11 protein-coding genes are annotated in these 18,222 nt (G+C 46.5%); 5 read left to right on the plus strand and 6 right to left on the minus strand.

Annotated elements, in window-relative coordinates:
* The first annotated feature begins 39 nt into the window (after positions 1–39).
* From PRUB_RS24145 to PRUB_RS24160, 4 genes are all read left to right on the plus strand, one after another.
* On the plus strand, positions 40–2,055 hold the full coding sequence (locus tag PRUB_RS24145; protein ID WP_010380483.1) for a tetratricopeptide repeat-containing sensor histidine kinase: 2,016 nt from the start codon (positions 40–42) through the stop codon (positions 2,053–2,055).
* Positions 2,056–2,239: 184 nt separating this feature from the next.
* The gene (locus tag PRUB_RS24150; RefSeq protein WP_010380484.1) at positions 2,240–3,244 is read left to right on the plus strand and encodes an alpha/beta hydrolase family protein; all 1,005 of its coding nucleotides are present in this window, start codon (positions 2,240–2,242) and stop codon (positions 3,242–3,244) included.
* 353 nt (positions 3,245–3,597) lie between these two features.
* On the plus strand, positions 3,598–5,835 hold the full coding sequence (locus PRUB_RS24155) for a M14 family zinc carboxypeptidase (RefSeq protein WP_010380485.1): 2,238 nt from the start codon (positions 3,598–3,600) through the stop codon (positions 5,833–5,835).
* 357 nt (positions 5,836–6,192) lie between these two features.
* On the plus strand, positions 6,193–7,251 hold the full coding sequence (locus PRUB_RS24160) for a hypothetical protein (protein ID WP_010380486.1): 1,059 nt from the start codon (positions 6,193–6,195) through the stop codon (positions 7,249–7,251).
* 30 nt (positions 7,252–7,281) lie between these two features.
* Here PRUB_RS24160 and PRUB_RS24165 read toward each other — a convergent pair whose 3' ends face one another.
* The 6 genes from PRUB_RS24165 to PRUB_RS24190 all read right to left on the minus strand — a co-directional run bounded on the left by PRUB_RS24165 (position 7,282) and on the right by PRUB_RS24190 (position 17,638).
* On the minus strand, positions 7,282–7,638 hold the full coding sequence (locus tag PRUB_RS24165; RefSeq protein ID WP_010380488.1) for a gamma-glutamylcyclotransferase family protein: 357 nt from the start codon (positions 7,636–7,638) through the stop codon (positions 7,282–7,284).
* A gap of 149 nt (positions 7,639–7,787) precedes the next feature.
* Positions 7,788–9,962, minus strand: coding sequence for a DUF6351 family protein (locus PRUB_RS24170; protein ID WP_010380490.1), 2,175 nt, complete (start codon positions 9,960–9,962; stop codon positions 7,788–7,790).
* A 62-nt stretch (positions 9,963–10,024) separates the two neighbouring features.
* Positions 10,025–11,245, minus strand: a complete 1,221-nt coding sequence (locus tag PRUB_RS24175; protein WP_010380492.1) for a response regulator — start codon at positions 11,243–11,245, stop codon at positions 10,025–10,027.
* Between the two features lie 39 nt (positions 11,246–11,284).
* The gene (locus tag PRUB_RS24180; protein ID WP_010380493.1) at positions 11,285–11,653 is read right to left on the minus strand and encodes a response regulator; all 369 of its coding nucleotides are present in this window, start codon (positions 11,651–11,653) and stop codon (positions 11,285–11,287) included.
* A complete protein-coding gene (locus PRUB_RS24185) occupies positions 11,650–12,855 on the minus strand; it encodes an EAL domain-containing response regulator (protein WP_010380495.1) in 1,206 nt (401 codons plus the stop codon). The genes PRUB_RS24180 and PRUB_RS24185 overlap by 4 nt, the downstream gene beginning before the upstream one ends.
* 67 nt (positions 12,856–12,922) lie before the next feature.
* Positions 12,923–17,638, minus strand: coding sequence for an ATP-binding protein (locus PRUB_RS24190; protein ID WP_010380497.1), 4,716 nt, complete (start codon positions 17,636–17,638; stop codon positions 12,923–12,925).
* 75 nt (positions 17,639–17,713) lie between these two features.
* Between PRUB_RS24190 and PRUB_RS24195 the strand changes: the two genes are divergently transcribed.
* Positions 17,714–18,208, plus strand: a complete 495-nt coding sequence (locus tag PRUB_RS24195; RefSeq protein ID WP_010380499.1) for a GAF domain-containing protein — start codon at positions 17,714–17,716, stop codon at positions 18,206–18,208.
* Positions 18,209–18,222 lie beyond the last annotated feature (14 nt).

Below are 18,222 nucleotides of genomic sequence, written 5' to 3' on the forward strand. Positions count from 1 at the left end.
TGCTTTGAAAGTTAGGGCAGTTGCGGGAGCGGATGTTTGATGCTGATACGGTGTGTGATCTGGGTAGGGTTATTGCTTAGCAATGCGGTATTGGCTGCGTCATTTACGGAAGCAGAGTTTGAACAGATAAGGGCAGAGATCCGCACTACATCAGCGCAGTCGCCGCTGGTTGCAATCAAAATTACCAATGAAATGCTTGCCAGGCACGATAAGCAACTTTCAACCAGACAAAAAATCAGGCTGCTGTATGGCAAAGCCTGGTTTCAGATCCAAACCGACAACATAGAAGAAGCCATTGTGACGCTGTCTCAGTGCAAAAAAATGAGCGCTGAGGTGTCAGATCCCACCATTTTGTTTAGTTACTACAGTCTGACAGCTGGTGCGCTAACTCGGATGAGCATGTATGAGCGGGCGCTGGAAAACTACCTTGAAAGTTACAGGCTTGCCGACCTGATGGACACCGAACTGTATCTCAGACAAACCGAAAACAACATTGGCAATGTGTATCTAAAACTGGGCCGTTATACGGATGCCAGGGTCTACTTTGAGCGTTTTTATGAGGACGCCAGAGACAGAGAATTACCGCAACAAATGGGCGTCGGACTAAATAACCTCGGAGAGGCTTACTTTGGTCTGGGAGAGTTTGAAAAAGCACTCGTATTACATACCGACAGCCTTGCACTCAGGGAAGAACACAATCTGACTTACCACAGCTCCTGGTCTCATCATAATTTAGGCAAAACGTATTTAGCGTTGGATAAACCAGAACTGGCAAAGCAGCATTTAATTGCAGCGGTTGAACTGCGTAAACAGAGCAACGCTGAGGCAGATAGCATTGGTCCTCAGATTGAACTTGTCAGATTGAAAATTGCACAAGGTGCAAAAGAAGATTTGGTTCCCTTGCTCAATGACGTCATCGCATTGAGTGATAAGTATGAGCGATTTCAGGAAAAAGTCGACGCATACCAGTTGCTGGTTGATTACTATCAGCAGATCCAGGATTGGAAAAGCGCGTTGCAGGCAGCTGATTTGTACATGCAGAGCAAATTTGATTTCCTGCAACGGCAGGCTGAAACCGGTGTGGCATTTTATGCAGCTCAAATGAACCTGGCGATGAAAGAGCGAGATATTGCAAAGCTGACGCAAGAAAATGCGGTGTATCAGCTTCATACTCAGGCGGCGAAAGACCAGCTGGTTTTAGTGCTGATAGCCGCGATAATCATTGTTGTGTTGATCTTGTACTTTATGCGTAGAATAAAGGCTAAAAACCAGGCATTAACAGAAACCCTGCAAAATCTGAAAGCAACCCAAAAGCAGTTACTGGAATCTGAGAAAATGTCAGCGATGACAACACTGGTGTCCGGGATGGCGCATCAGTTGAATACGCCACTAGGGCTGGTGGTTACTTCTGCATCTTGCCTTGAAGATAAGCTAAAAGAAATCAGTTCCTTACTGAGCGATCAAAAACTCAGTGCCGGCCAGTTAAAGGCATTTCTGGAAGAAGCCTCTGAGATGCTCACTTTGACGGCAAAAAACTCCAGTCGGGCAGCAGAACTGATAGCGCGTTTTAAAATGGTCGCTGCAACGCTCGATGCGAGTGAAGCGGTACACTTCGACGTGCTGGAATACCTCAAACAGCGCGCTGAGCTAATAGTCCAGAGCCTTGACAAGCCAACAGAGTTGGACGTATTTGGCGACTCTGTTCAGTTGTATTCTTATCCCGAAACTTTGCTTAAAGTGGTGTCTCAGCTCGTTAATAATTCGTGTTCCCATGGGTTTATTAACCAGGCTAGCGGTAACATCTCAATAGAAGTTATAGACGAAGATGAAGTCATTAAATTGGTTTATCAGGATAATGGGGTGGGGATCAGTGAAACTGATCAGCAGCAAATGTTCGACCCATTTTATACCAGCCAGCTCGGGCAAGGTAAGCTGGGCCTTGGGTTGAATATTGTGTATAACTCCGTGGTACAGGTGCTAAAAGGCGAAATAAGCTATGTACATCAAAGTGGCGGCGCCAAATTTGTCATTGTAATCCCAAAGTCAAAAGCTTAGATAGTTGAACTAGGGTAGTGTCTTGTAACATTAGTATTCCAGTCCAATAAATACGGCAAATATTTGTCAACTTGTCAGCGCAGGTTAATGATTTGTGTTTAAGGTACAGCCTTGGCAAAGCATATCTGCATCTTTAGATAGCGAGAACCTAGCAGAATGATAATTCAGTTATAGGAGTAGTACTGTGTATAAATTGGTTTGCATGGCCTTTGGCTTGTTTATAGCGCTTAATGTGAGTGCTGAACAGCCTGAAAAACTCGCAATAGATGGGGTGAAGAGCTGTTTTCGGGGAGTCTTTTCTGATTACGCCAGTTGGGTTGGGTTTATGGAAAAGCGGTTTTCTTCCAGGGAACTTGAAGATAATTTAGTTAAGAAAAAACTTGCTGGTTTTCAGGCCAGGTTCTCTGAAATTGATTTTAATGCGTTTAAAGAGCAGCTTTCTTGTCAGACCTTTACTTATTATGTCGATGGTCTGAAAGTAGCTGGATACATGATTAAGCCCAAACAGATCAACGAAAAGCTACCTGTTATTATCTATAACCGGGGTGGTAACGGCAACTATGGTGCGGTTGTTTTCGGCAGTATGATGGCGAATCTTTTTCCGTTGGCTAAGAAGGGATTTATGATTGTGGGGAGCCAGTATCGTGGCACGTTTACTGAGGCGGATAACCTCGATGAGTTTGGTGGTCAAGAGGTTAATGATGTTGTGGCCCTGATGAATATAATTACGCGTATTGAGGGAGCAGATGTACAGCGAGTGGGTATGTTTGGTGCAAGCCGGGGCGCAATGCAAACGCATTTGGCACGGAAACAAATGCCCGGCATCAAAGCTATTGCCACGATAGCGGGCGTCGTGGATCTAAATCAAGAGTTGGCGTTCAGGCCTTCTATGGAAAAAGTGTACCAAAATCGAATTCCAAACTATGCCGCTGACAAAGAGGCTCTGCTGGCTCATCGCTCCGTTATTAATTGGGTCAACACAATGCCTAAAAATGTACCCGTCTTATTAATGCATGGAGCGCAGGATAAACGTGTTTCAGTGGAAAATTCAATCAGGTTTTCAAAGGCGTTGAGTAAAGAGCGCATACCCAATAAGCTGGTAATATATGAAGCTGACAATCATAGTTTAGAGCTAAACAGACAAGCGGTATTTTCCGAACTGGCTGAGTGGTTTCACACACATCTGTAACCTTATTTTTAAGCCGGGATTGATTGGTTTGTAATCGGTCCCTGATTTCCATTTTCCCATCCTTATTTCTCTGATCTGACGTTAGGGTAAAGACCTGCTCTTTCCAAGCTAATTCACCTAAGAAGCGGCGTTGACGTTTTTAGATTGCACTTCAGTACGGTACATCATTTCGGAATCTCACCTTTGCATACGTACTAAGGTGCTGAGTAAAGGTGTTTTATTCTAAAAGTACGATAAATGAGCATTTTTATATTTCAGTATGTTTACACTTGGGGAGTTGCCTCAAATTAATTAACAAGGAATAAATGTTTGAGCGAGATTTTAAACACTCATAAACAACTGAAGGAAACACTATGAAAAAGAACTTATTGGGTATGCTCCTGCTGAGCACAATAAGCGTAACGGCCACGGCACATAGCGACCCACACGTAGCACATGTCCAGGCACTCTCTGCCGACAATCACACTTTATCAACTTATCAGCTAGCCTTTTCCAGTGAAACGCAAAAAGCGGAATATCTATCCCGGTTTCATACTGCCATTCTGGAAGTGGCTAATAATTACCTGGTGCTTTCTCTCACTCAGCAGGAGTTTGCTGAGTTACATAGTGCGGGTGCACTTATTTTTTCAAAGCCAGGCGAAAGCAACCAGTCAGAAGCCGCAGTGCAGGGAGATATATCTGCGATAAGCCGTGCTCAAAGCACTGTGCCGGAGTCCGGGATTCCGAACTTTTCGTGTTACCCCACTTTGGCTGAAACACAACAAATGGCACAGACACTGGCGCAAACTTATCCCGATTTTGTCGAATTGAAACATATTGGACCATCCTGGGAGAAAAGTCAGGGGCTTGGAGGTCATGATTTGACCGTCCTGGTATTGAAAAACAAAAAGAAGAACAAGTGGCGTAAGCGTCCGGCATTGTATATGCAGGGCGCTTTGCATGCCCGTGAGTATACACCCGGGGCAACTACATTGAAGTTTGCTCAGTACTTACTTGAAAACCGTGAGACAGATGCCGACGTCAACTGGATCCTGAACCAGCGCGAAATCCACATCCTGCTCATTGCAAATCCAGACGGTCGGGTGCTTGCGGAGCAAGGGCAGTTCTGGCGAAAGAACACCAATACAGCATATTGCGCACTGGATGAAACATTACGTGGTGTTGACCTAAATCGTAACTTCGATTTTGCCTGGGCTTCGCCCATTGGTGGTTCGACAGATGATCAATGTGCAGCCACTTTTCACGGACCCAGCCCCGCATCTGAGCCTGAAACACAGGCGATCCAGGCCTATCTCCACGATCTGTTTAAAGATCGTCGCGGTGATTTGCTGACAGATCCAGCGCCACTCAATACCCAGGGAGTCTTTTTAGATCTACATAGCTTCAGCCGTTTTGTGATGTGGCCGTGGTCGAGTGAGCTAACGCCGAGCCCTAACGCGGATCAATTGTCTATGATGGGCCACAGAATGGCAGCGTATAACGGGTACTGGGCGTTTCAGACTCAGGAGATATTTAAAGCCGGAGGCAGCGCTGATGGATATGCTTATGGGCAGCTTGGTGTTGCATCCTTTACTTTTGAGTTAGGTAATGAGTTCTTTGAAAGTTGTGCCAACTTTGAAGGAGAGATCTTTCCAAACAACCTGAACGCGCTGATTTACGCAGCTAAAGTAGCGAAACGACCTTATAAACTACCTGCCGGCCCGCAGTTTTTTGATCTGCGTTTGAAGGGGGCTGGAAAAGAAGCTGTGCCTGCTGGTACGCCTGTGGAGATCATTGCCACTGTCGCAGATGATCTTTTTGGTCCTTCTCTGACAGGTCAGGTGCCGCCCAGTCAGGCAATCAGCAAAGTCGAATTGACCATCAAGAAAAAGGGTAAGCGAGGCAGAAAGCGTATCCTGTTGCCAGCTGCTGATGGGGCATTTGACACTGTGAGTGAATCACTCAATTATACGCTGGACACACATCGTTGGCGCAAAGGTCGCTATACATTGACCCTTCGAGCCCAGGACGCGTCCGGTCAGTGGGGGCCTAAATATGCGAAATTCCTGACAATAGACAACGAGGCTATGCCAGGTACTCAGTCGCCTGTGGCTGATTTTATTGCTGATTGTCGAAAAGGTATTTGTGGTTTTGATGGTTCAGCAACTCAGGACGATCGCGATTCACTGACATACACCTGGGTGTTACAAGGTGGCCAGTTCTTTAGGGTATTTCATGGCGAGCAGGTTGAGATTGAGTACACTTTGGCTGGTGATTACCAACTGACTCTACAGGTTGATGACAGTCATGGAAACCGCGACGTGAAAGTCGTTCAGCTTGAATTGGATGGGGTAACGCCACCTGTTGTCCAATTTGACTATCAGTGTACGGGTTTGACCTGTGAGTTTAATTCCTCCGCTTCATACGATCCTGATGGCGAAATCGTTGAGCGTTTATGGCGTATGGGGAACGAGCCTTACATACCGGGCGTTGAGACGGTTGTACATACTTTCGCTGCGCCGGGTGAGTACATTGTCGTGTTTGTCGCAATAGACAATGATGGCCAATTCAGCCAGGTAGCGCAGACTATTCAAGTAACCAGCAATGAATAACGAAAACGCTAAGCGCGCTCTTATATACCGGGTTAGCGCAAAAGTGCATATTGCGCTGAGGAGATCATCTGTTCATACCGTTCCTTCCTGCAAGGTTTAGTTAGACGGTATAAGTGATGCTGTTGTTCAACAAGGTGAATATTCTCATTGAACTGCCCCGTCTATTTTACTTACCCAGAGGCACTCTATTGTGGAGTGCCTATCTATTTCGATTATTAAAGGGACTTATCATTTAATGACTCGGTATAAAGTTATAGTGTTAAATTAAACATTAATTTAACAAAAGTGTCGTTAGATTGTTGTTTTCATATACTACTTTAGCTGCGCTAATAACCAAAAAAAACAAGGAAAAAGTAGATGAAACATAACTATAAATTAGCACTTTGCGTGGCCGCTGGCCTGGCGGCTCAATCGGCCAATGCAGGCGAAACGACGCTCAAACTGACGAAACCTTCAGGTAATCCTAATTCGCCTCAAAAAGTGCGTACTGTGAGCCTGGGCTCCCTGGCAGATAGCTTGTTCTCAGACATGAGGCAGCTTGAGTTAGAAACTGAAGCGGATATTCGGCGCGACCTGAATAACATGAGCGCTGTAAAATACATTTATAGTGTCGACCTTGATGCAAAAAATATCTCAGCAACCTTCACGGGTACAGATAACTATAAGATCCGCCTGACAGTAGGTAACCTGGGCTTTTATACAAAAGTGAAGTTTGATGGTGTTGACGTATTTTGCCCAAGTGTCAAAGTCGCTGTTCGTCTTGAAAATCTCAGACCTACAGTGACTTACAACTACTATACCGGTGCGTTGGAAAACATTGATGTTAACTATGGTCGCGATGTAGATGTAAGCTGTTCGGGTGGCATATTGTCTTTACCTGGTGTCAGCCAGTTTGTTAATTACTTTGCTTCTAATTATGCAACCGCTAAGGTGGATGATTTGATCAAGGCAAATCTAAGACAGTTCGCTTCACTGGAAAGACCTGGTGCGCTATTTGGTATGCAGGAAATTCTGGCGGATAGTCGTGTACGCGGTAACGTTGACGCAGCAGAGCGTTACCTGGATATTGATATCAACAATATCATTGGCAATCTTGTCACTGGCATGAACCTGAATGTTAGCCTAAACAGGGACGCTAACGGTTATAATAAGCACCAAGCACACATTGGCGTTTACCAGAGTGCACCGACAATTACATCCAGCTGGGGTGGACAATTTAATGCCAGTGCACCTGGTGCGAACCGTATCAGCAAATATGCACTTAGTGGAACATGGCGCAGCAGCAGTTGGACACCGGGTGTGTTGTATAACAATCAGTTTATCGGTGCTATTGCTTACAACCGAGTCTATGGTGTGCCAAGTTACCTTGGCCAGAAACAGGTGACAATTGGTAACTGTGGTAAGGCTTGCGAGTAATTTTATGTACAGAGTAACAGGCTGAGCCTGTTACTCTTTGAGTATATTGGCGCTATCACTGGCGGCATAGAACCAACAGGTTTTTCCAGACTTCAGTTTAGCCTCCTGCCTGACATAATCTGCAACTTCATAGCTGTCAGCGCGCGCCAGCTCCTGCTGGGTGATAAAAAAGACGGAACCAGCTACCTGATCGTCAGGATTGGCAGTATAGATCAAGATTGGATGGAGGGCTTTACCACTACTTTTCAGCACCTCAGGATCTGTAATTCTGACTTGCCCCAGCCGGTAACCAACCAGATAATCTGCCTCACCATCGAGTAGCCGGCCAAAATTATCTAACTGAACCTGAGACTGTTGTAATGTCCCGTATGAAAAAAGAGCTTCCATTAGAAGTCCTTGCGTTTTTTCTGACACCTTAATTAAATCCATTGGTGCTGTAAAGTGCCTGAGTAATCTTGCGTGGCGGACAGGCCCAAATGAGGGCCCGTATTTTATAGCACCATCACTGTGTGGTGATGAGCAGGCCAATTTACCGATTACAGATCACTGGGTCTGCCAAGGTCACGGCCGGTATAGTCACACACCCCTTCAGGAAAAGTGGCTTTAAGTGTATCCAGGTGTGCACGCGCATTAAAAGGCAAATACCAGCCTTTCTCGATGGCGGTTTCAACACTTACTAGGGCGCATTTGAACAGGTCACCTCCCCAGCCTCCACCTGCCTGAATGCGACTTGTGCTAAACATGGGAAAGCGGCTCTGGCACTGACCCTGAGGTTTGTTATTCCATTGTCCGTCAAATACACCTGAGCCTGAGGCATAAATACTGCCGTCCTCGTTGAAGCAGGTATCCTGTAAAGACACCGGCTTGGCAGCGGCAGCACTGAGCTGCGGATTTTGCTTCATTGCGAGCAACCAGTCATCCATAGCGGCAAAGGCTGCCGTTGTTGGGTTGTGATCTTTATGTGCAACCCAGATAACATGATTGTCGCTGTGCCCCTTGTGCTGAGCGATTCGAACGCGGCTGTAAAATGAGGCCGACATGTGGTGCATGTCCAGCTCGTTTTCAAGATAGTGGCGGGCATCAATAATCGGCAAGTCGACTTTACCGATGAAGACTTGCCCGGAGCGATAGGCCTGCTCCATAGCGGGTATTGAACCTTGGTGTCTTGATGCCGGGCCGTCTGATGCCTTGGTGATATTATGATTACCCCATAAAGTGAGCCATATTGGTATGCGCGTGCCCAGCGGCAGGGCAATTTCTTCCTGGCGCATTTCTGACTGAGGCTTCCAGCCGCCAATGTGGTGGTTGATGTGGATAAATTCGTCAAAGCTAATATGGCCCTCGCGCAAAGCATTTAGTCCATACTGTACGCCGACATTGTCCCAGGTACTTTTACCAAACCCTTGTTCGTCGGTACCAAAAATGTGTTTAAGATCTTGCCAGTAACTCCAGCGTGTTTGTGCAATCACTTCGTCAGAGAAAAAAGGGCGTAAAAAGCCTTGCCTGGGATTATTGATAAATGCAGACAGGCCAAAGTAGCCATTGATGCATTCACTATTACCATCCGGGAATGAGGGCGCAAAGCCTGCCATTAGCTGATTGAGGGGTTGTAAAAAACCGGCTTTTTGCGGGAACTCATTTATCGCGTTAAGACCTTCTATCAGTCTTCTGCGCTCCCAGTCTCGCCATGCTTTCGGGTTGTCTGCGCGAAACGTAAAGTAGTTATTGAGCAGATCGCAATCCAACGCATAGGTGGTCTGTGTGATCATGTCTGGGTAGCTATATAGAGGAATTAGGCCATCTAAAATGCCCTGGCTATTTTGACCAATCAGGTATTGTGCTAAGCCACCTCCTGAGCCTCCAATGCCCACGGTATAAAGTGGCTCGCCGTAGAGGCTGACAAACTGTCGTTTAACGCGTCTGGCGGTGTCTTCTGCCAGCAGCATGTTGTAGGTATAACTGGTCTTATTGCCACTGGAGCTTATCACTGCATAGCCGTCCAGTAATTGCTGCGCCTGACGGGTCATCACCCGGGTGGCCTTTTGCCGGCCTTGTCGATAACCAATGCCTGAGCCGCCATTAAATTGATAAATTAATTTTTTGTTCCACTGAGACTGACCTTGCCTGTTGCCAACTTCCTGACGGGAAATGGGCATGACCAGCGTGTAAATAAAACGATTGATAGTGCCTTGTTCTACTCTGAACAGAGGCGACGAGTGGTGAGAGCGAGCTGTCTCTTCATTAAGCCTGACGGCAGAGAAGTGACCATCTTGTTCAACGAGGGTGAAATAATACAATTGAGACGGCAAGGAACAGTCTTTGCTGTATCCGATAACCTGCTCACTATTATAGATGGGGATCCCCAGGCCCTGCTGATTGTCCACCAGAGGTTGTCCAAGTTCTGACTCTTGTGTCATACAAAAAAATGGGTATTGATTGGGACCGGAATAGAGGTTGGTTACGGGGCCCGTTTCGCCCAGTGCTATAGGAAACACAAATGACTCTGATGGCCTGGGCACATCAGATACATGGGGCGTAAAGTTCAGCAGCATATTTGCGTTCGGCTGTGCGATAGCGTTAATTTGTCGGGTGCTCGCTTCATCATGATGTGGATAATATCGAAAGACTGCAACAAGGATTGCGCCAAGGATCAAGGTGATCAGAAAAATGAAGCCCGTTTTTTTGCCCATAACTACCTCTGCTGTGATCATTGCTGCTCATAGTATTAAGTGTAGGGCGAAAGCTCCAGAGGCATTGTTGTTTATTTGTTATTTCAGTGGACAGGGTTGTTACTGCTCTGAACTTTATCGATGGCTTTAAGGATGGCCAACTTGGTTGAAGGCTTGGTGATATACCCCGTTAAACCCAGACTCGCCCATTTACGAATGAGCTCTTTGTTGCGGTTGGTAGACAAAGCAATAATCGGTAGTTTTTTGCAATGCTTAAAAGTGCGTATGTTTCTGGTGGTGTTGTAGCCGTCCAGTTCAGGCATAAACAGGTCCATAAACACCATATCAAATTTCTTTTTCCTCAGAAGCTTAATGGCCTCAAGACCGGTGGTAGCATACTCGGTGATGTGGTCTTCTTCGTGAAGTATTTTTAGCAGCATCTCCCGGTAAATTTCATTGTCTTCGACCACCAAAATACGCATTTTTCTGGTTGTTTCAGGTTCAGGGGGCTGCGAAAGGGGTGGCGCGGGTTCATGCGCGTCCAAAGCGGGCTTATCTGATTGTGTCTGAGCTGCCACTACACTGCGAGGGACTCGCTTTTCTGTCAGCAAGGCCGATAGTTCTGCGAGAGACACTTGCTTGTCCTTTAGTTGAGATTTGAGGAGCTCAACACTGGCGGTAAGCTGATGCTCCAGCTGTTCCATTAGCGGGTTAATATGCTGCTCTTTGAGCTGATCAAACATTTGTTTTTGCACGTCATTATGGCCCTGTTGTTGGGCAATTTGATCGCGGGTTTGGGCAAAGTTTTCTGCGGATGTAGCCCGGTGTTGTGCCACTTCATCGATAAGCCCCCGCAATTTGTCATCAATCTTGCCAAAATGTGCTTCCTGCAACTGGGCATTTTTATTACTGCCTGACACTTCATTCAATGCGTTATGCAAAATCATTCTGAAGCGATAATTCTCATACATAGGTTTATGCACAAAGTAGTCGCTAAAGATGTCCCTCATACAACATTTAAAGGCTATGCCTGACTCTTTGTTTTCGCACAGTAGTATATTTTTATGAGGATAATTGAGTAAGCCTTGTTTTGATAACTCGGTGTAGGTTTCTATACTACTGGCGACATCATTTTTTGCCATGATGATGATGGCGGGGTTGGCTTCCACTATGAGTTCTGCTGTTTCTTCCCAGTGAAACACGGTACGGTAAGCTTCAGTATGTGCCTCAACAATTTCAATCACACCTGTCAGCTCATCTGTCTTGTCACAAATAACAATGACCTGAGGCCGACGTTGTGCGTGGTTGGGGCTATTAGCTGTCATTGTGTTCGGCATCCTGGGAACATTCGGGCTAGTCTGCGTTTAATCTGTTGTTGGGCTGACAAGTGTTCTGAGCTGAGCCAGGGTGATAGGCTTAATAAAATGTCTGCTAATGCCGGCATTGGCATAACGACTGGCACAGATTTCGTCACCCGACATGCCGACTAAAGTACATGGCCGCTCATGTTGTAATTGCTGCTCGACTAATACATTGGCCAGTTGCAGCCCACATTCACCGTCTTCCAGGTGTGCATCGATAAACGCCCAGTCGTACCAGTTTGTTTCAAGGTGTGCCAGTAGCTCCTTTTTATCTCGAGCCTGAGTGACTTCAACCCCCAGCGAGGCCAATTGGCTGCTCAACAATTTAAGAAACAAAGCATTGTCGTCTATCAAAATTGCGCTTTTGCTCATGTTCCCCACTCCGCGAGAGGCTTGTTGAGGTTGTGTGTTAGCCAGCTCAGTAAGGCGTCGGCCGCAAGAGGGCGGGCAAACAAAAAGCCCTGTGCAACATCAATTCCACACTTACGTAAATAGTTTAGTTCACCCGCGTGTTCTATGCCTTCAGCAACGGTTTTTAACGACAGTTTTTTCGCCAAATCAGAGGTGGCAGAAACAATTGCCTGCTTTTTACTGTCGGTGTCGCAATTACTAACGAAACTGCGATCAATTTTGAGTTCACTAAATGGCACCTGATTTAGCTGCGTAAAGCTCGAAAACCCGGTACCGAAATCGTCTATCGATAGCGGAAACCCTTTTAATCTGAAGCGCAATAACACCTCTAAAGTGCGAGGTAAATTATCGAGTAGCTGACTTTCGGTGATCTCCAGAATGATTTGCTTGCGTGGCACTGAGTATTGGTCGCACAAGGTCGCCAGCTTGTTTGGCAACTCGATGTCATATAATGCACCAGCGCTGAGGTTGAGGCTAAAGCTCAGCGATTTTACCTGCTCATAGTATTTATCATAAAGCTCCAGAGTCTGCGTCAGCAACTGCAATGCGAGCTCGGCTGAATACCCGGCGCGCTCCAGTTGCGGAATGAACTCTCCCGGCGACACTAAGCCATCAAAAGGATGATACCATCTCGCCAGGATTTCCATGCCGATAACATTGAGCGTTTCCAGTGATACTTTGGGCTGGTAATGGGCTTTAAACTGCTGCCGGTCCAGCCCAATTCTAATATCACTGGCGTTGTAGGTTTTCTCTGGTTGAGCGGGTGATGTTCTGTGGTGTTGATCCAGGCACTCAAGCAGCGATTTCAGGCGCTGCAAAGACACGGGTTTATCTATGTTAGAGATGATGTTCAGGTTGTGCATAGTGCCTAAATTACTGGCGGTTTCCAGTACATCTTTGTCTTCACCGCTGAGCAAAACGATGGGCGTTGTCAGTTTGGCATCTGCAAAAATACGCAATAGTTCTATGCCATCAATCTCAGGCATGTTTAGATCTAGAAAAATTAACGACGCAGAGTCACACATCCCTGAGTCCAATGCATGGCGACCTGCGGTAAAGCCATGATAGTCGACGTCCTGGGCGACTTGTTTTAATAACAGTTCCAGCTGAGTAATAATTAACTGGTTGTCATCAATTGCGATTACTTTGATAAGATTATTCATCTAGTCTTTTCTGGTCCTGCGTTATAAGCATGTATAGTCCTGATTACGACCTGGTTGAGCCTACTTTTCACTCAAGTATAGTTTCTATTTCTACACATGCGGCATAAAACTTATCATCACAGGCCTGTTGTAACGCCCGGACCTTTGTCACATCTTCCGCTTTGGCTGCTTGCTCCAGTGCAAAAAACTCGTCTGCAAGTGTTTGTGCACCTATTGCTTTTGCAGAAGACTTTAGCTGATGTGCGGTATTTTTAATGGTCAGGAGCGACACTTCCCCATCATTCATGCTTTCAACCAGGGGGCGAGAGTCAGCCAAAAAGCCTTGTAAAAATTGCTTCTGAATGGTTTTGTCATTACCAACATAATTTTCCAGCACACTCAAATCGACGATACGTGTTGCAGGCTGGTCTGGTTCATTATCTGGTGCTGCAAGGTTCGTTGCAGTCGCCTCGGGTCTATCGCGCTCATGGTCAGGCTGAGCAGTGTTGTGGCCATTCAGGTTGGGTGAGGTGACTGGTTGCGACTGCTGCAACCATTGTTCAATGGTGGCGCGCAGCGCATGCAATACAATGGGTTTGCATATATAGTCATCCATTCCGGCATCAAGACATTTCTCACGTTCGCCGCTGAGTGCATTCGCCGTTGCTGCGATGATGGGTAACCTGGGCAGCTTGCCCTGTGATTCAAGCTCGCGATAGGTTTTAGCAAAGGTGTAGCCGTCCATAACGGGCATATGGCAGTCACTGATGATTAAAGAGAACTGGTACTTCTGCATCAGCTCCAATGCAATGGCCCCATGCTCGGCGATAATGCACTGTAATCCAAGCAAAGCCAGTTGGCGTTTAAATAAGTCCTGATTATACACATTGTCTTCAATCACCAGAATCAGCGCATTTTTCTTCTGCGCTTGCTCAATCGTAGGTAACTGCTCGTCACTTGAGAGCAGATTCATGTCGGGCTCCGGACTGATTTGCCCCTCCAGTGTGGCGATTTTTTCAATCACTCTGACTGCATAGTAGGGGTTATTGTCCAGTGCATAAATGTTCCGTTCGTCCACGATTGGCATCTGGATATTGGCATGTTCGAGCACCAGGCATTTAAGCTCACTGTTGGTTGAAATAATATCCTGGCCATTGGTCACCAGTTGTTGATATTTTTCGTTGGTGATGATGAGGTAGTCAACATCCAGGCGTGCAAGCAAATAGGCATTCAGGTCGTCATCGTTGATTAACTGGCAGCGCATACCATGGGCGCTGAGATTGTGTGCCAAATCCTGTTCAAATTTATCACCGTCAGAAACAATGTAAGCCGTTAGTCCCTGAAAATTAATGATAATCTCCTCATCACCTGTTGCGCTGGGCGCAAATGGCAGGGTGACAATAAAGTTACTTCCCACATCTTCCAGGCTGTGGCAAACGAGTGTGCCGTGCATCAGCTCACACAGTCGCATCGTAATGGAGAGCCCAAGTCCTGTACCCCCATACTTTCTCTGAATGCTATCATCCGCCTGTACAAAGGGCTTGAATAAGCCCTGAGTTTGTTCTTCACTCATGCCTTTACCATTGTCTTTGACGCTGATCTCCAGGTATCCGGTTTCGGCGGCAGGCGATACAAAGACCTCTACATTGCCAATTTTACTGGCAGTTGTTTTAGTAAACTTAACGGCGTTTCCCACCAGGTTCAGCAAAATCTGACGGATCCTAATCGGGTCGCTTTGATGCCAGTAGCCCAGGGACGGGTCGAAGTAAAAGTTCAGGTTTATACGCTTTTCATGGCATTGGTGGCTCATCAGCTCGCAGAGTTCTTTGGCCAGGTTTTGCCAGCTAAAAGCGGTTTGCTCAATGATCATTTTACCCGCTTCTATTTTCGAGAAGTCGAGTATGTCGTTGATTATTCTCAACAGCATCATTGCAGAGTTTTTCGCGACTGAGGTCAGGTGGCGCTGTTCATCACTCAGTCGTGACTGAGACAAAATATCCAACATTCCGACAACGCCGTTCATAGGGGTTCTGATCTCATGACTCATTGTGGCCAGAAAACGGGATTTGGCTTTATTGGCTGATTCGGCGGTTTCTTTGGCATTGGCGAGGGCCGTGGCATCGTTCTTACGCTGGGTAATATCATGCTGATATAGCAACATGTACTTTTTATCGTTGCAGATCAGGTTGGTCACAATCACCTCAAACCACATCTTAGTGCCATCCAGCTGATAGCAGATCTCCATATCTTTGTAATAAAGGTCACGTGTTTTAGCGGCTGATAGTGCGTCCAGTAATGGTTTTTTGTTGATCAGCGGCAACAGGGAGATCACGTCAATCAGATTGTCATTTATCCGCATCAGGGTATTAATAAACAAGCCACTTTCTTCAAGGTTAAGGCGCTTGCTTTTATACCAGAAGCGATTGATCAGGCGAATGTTGGCTTCTCCATCTAATAACAAAATAAATGCCGGGATACTGTCCAGTGTGGCTTCAAGCAGGTTTTCAGTCTCGTGATTGCGGTGCAGTAGTTGCTGAACTTCATGACGCTGGGTCTCCGCCTCTTTCATACGATCCAGTGCTTCCTGGCGGGCAGCTTGCAGCGATGCCTGGTATTTGCTTTGCCTTTTCTGCTGCGCAACCTGCTCTGATATGTCGCGTACCACACCGACAACACAGATTGGCTGAGTGATATCACTTTGGTGTGATGTCATGATCACTTCAAGTTGTTTTTCAGACGCTTGTTCGTCGCAGAAATTCAGCGTGAGCCGAACTTGAGAGTCCAGCACCTGCGTACGCAAATGTTTGAACAAAGTGCGTCTGCTGGAGCGCGTTAATTTATGCAGCACTTGCGTGTATGGCACATATTTCCCGCTACTGTTTACTTTAAGTAGTTTTTTCAGGGTTTTGGAAAGCAACACATGGTGGCTACCATGCTGCCATTCCCAGCTCCCCATGCCAATTATCTGCTCTGAGTTAGAGAGTAAAAGACGCTCTTTGTCCAGTTGGGTTTCTGAATGTTGTAGCTGTTCAATAATGCGATTTTGAGCCCGATGGGCGAGTATTAAGGCGGTCAGACTCAGTGTTAGCAGCAGGACCAGTTGCACAGAAAATTCTTGTTGCAGGGTATTGATATAGCCCTCAATTTGCTCTGGATCCTGAGTGGCCCTGACGGTAAATCCGAGCGCAAAATTCTGATGCACAAGTTCAAGTCCGTTTTTGCGCGCAGAAGGGCCTTGTATGTTGGTGTGGTCATTACGGCCAATCACAATGTCATTAAACAGCAGATGTGTCGTGATGCCCTGATAAGCTACTGGCATTTTTAGGATTTTAGTGAGAGTGTCGTCTACAGGCTGAATCAGCACCAGGAGAATATCTGATAAGCCGGTTGCACTTGCCTGTGGCGCGGTAGAAACACTATATAACTTATTGTTACTGTCCGATATTAATGCCAGTGAGATTGATTGCGCCCCTTGTCTGTTAATGCTGTCTGTAATAATTCTCTGTAGTTCCCTGACAGACAAAGTGGCTGGGAACAAGCCGACCAGATCACGATTGGAAAGGGTAAATTTACCTATGTACTCGGTGCCCGTAGCATTCGAAAAAACGGGTTGCTTCGTAATACTGAGCGTGTGCAGGCGCTCGGTCAGCGGGCCTAGCCACAAGTTATCAATGGCGATAACAGAGTAGGCCAGGTTATTACTGAGTTCGTTTGCTGAGCGCGCGTAAAGGCTGTTGCTCAACTCTCCCTGACTTATATCATGCTCGGAGGTAATAAAAGAGACGATAAGCCCCAGTAACAGCAGCAGCTGAGAGAGTTTGACGGGGGTCTGATGCCGTTTCGGAGTCGCGTTATAGCCCAGAGCACGCCACAGCAAAATACTGGCAACGGCCGTACAAACAAATGCAGCCACGGCAAGCAGAGCAAAGAGCGACTTGGTGGAGTTGTGCGCTTTAAACTCGGCGCTAAGCTGTTGTTGATGCGAAGCCAGTTGTGCGCGGACAATTGCGATCAGTTGGTCAATATAGTGCGTTTTTTGTTGCCACCAGCGTTGCGCTGCAAAAGTACTTTGTCCGGATTGTTGGAGTGACAGCAACACACCATTGAGTGCTTTGTTTTCAGGCTGTGAAAGTAAAGTCGCTACCTGTTGCGCAATGTCTTTGTTATAGGGAGTATTGTTGAGTAACGCAAGGTGCCTGTTGTGTATGGTCGCAAGTTCAAAGATGGCACTGGCACGATTGTCCACAGGGGCATTAAGCATGGCATAAGTGTGTGCTCTAAGCTTACCCGCCTCCTCAATCGCTTTGGTCAGGCTATATAATTGTATGTTGACGGCGTCCGCGGCAATTTTTAATTCGATCGCCAAAAACAAATCTAACAGGGCATTAATTTTGGCTGTATAAAGAGTCATAGCCTGCTCTCGGGTGAGCAGGCGCTGGTCAAACAGAGCTCTGAGGTTCAGCAACTCGGCGGTGCTGGGCAGTGACGATAGTAAATTGGGGTTTTGTGTGCTCTGGGTTGCTATTTTTTCTAACGCTGTATTGCTGGCACTGCGATATTGATTAAGCTGGCTAAGCGTCTGTCCTGATGCCCGTTCAGATAAACCGAATGTGTAACCTCGTTCTTTTTGTAATGCGAAGATGGCATTTCTGATCTGCTGCATATACATGACATTTTGCAAGCTGTCCCGGGTGGCTACGATAGTGTGGTGAGCAACAAAATAGGAGCGCGCAAATCTGTCAAGTGACAGTAAACTGGCCAACACGACTGTTAACCAGATAACAATTTTGAGCTGCACTTGCACGTGTGCTTTCCTTAAAATAGACGTTCAGGCATTTTTAACTATAGTTTAGAAACCACATGTTAATTGGTAAATTGGATGAAAAATCCACCACTTCCGGAAAACGAAACTCTGCGACTGCAAACCCTTTATGACTTAAAGGCGCTGGATACCCTTCCCGATGCAGAGCTGGACAGACTCACCGAATTTGTTGCACACGTATTCAATGTACCAATTGCTTTGATCAGTCTGGTGGATAGCGACAGGCAGTGGTTTAAATCCAGAGTTGGGCTGGATGCTGAGCAAACACACCGAGATATTTCATTTTGTGGCCACGCAATCTGTCAGGATGGCGTGTTCGTTGTTGATAATGCACTGCAGGATGAACGCTTTTTTGATAATCCTTTGGTAACAGGAGAGCTGAGTATCCGCTTTTACGTAGGCTGTCCACTCAAGCATCCCAATGGCTGCCAGGTAGGAACTTTGTGTCTGATTGATTTTGAACCCCGGGAGTTCAACGAGCATGATGCCTCAATTTTGGATCAGGTCGCTGCTGATGTGGTTGAGCGACTGATCAAATTAAGCCGCGAATAGCGCATACAAGCACG

The sequence above is a fragment of the Pseudoalteromonas rubra genome (genome assembly GCF_000238295.3).
Classification (GTDB): Bacteria; Pseudomonadota; Gammaproteobacteria; order Enterobacterales; family Alteromonadaceae; genus Pseudoalteromonas; species Pseudoalteromonas rubra.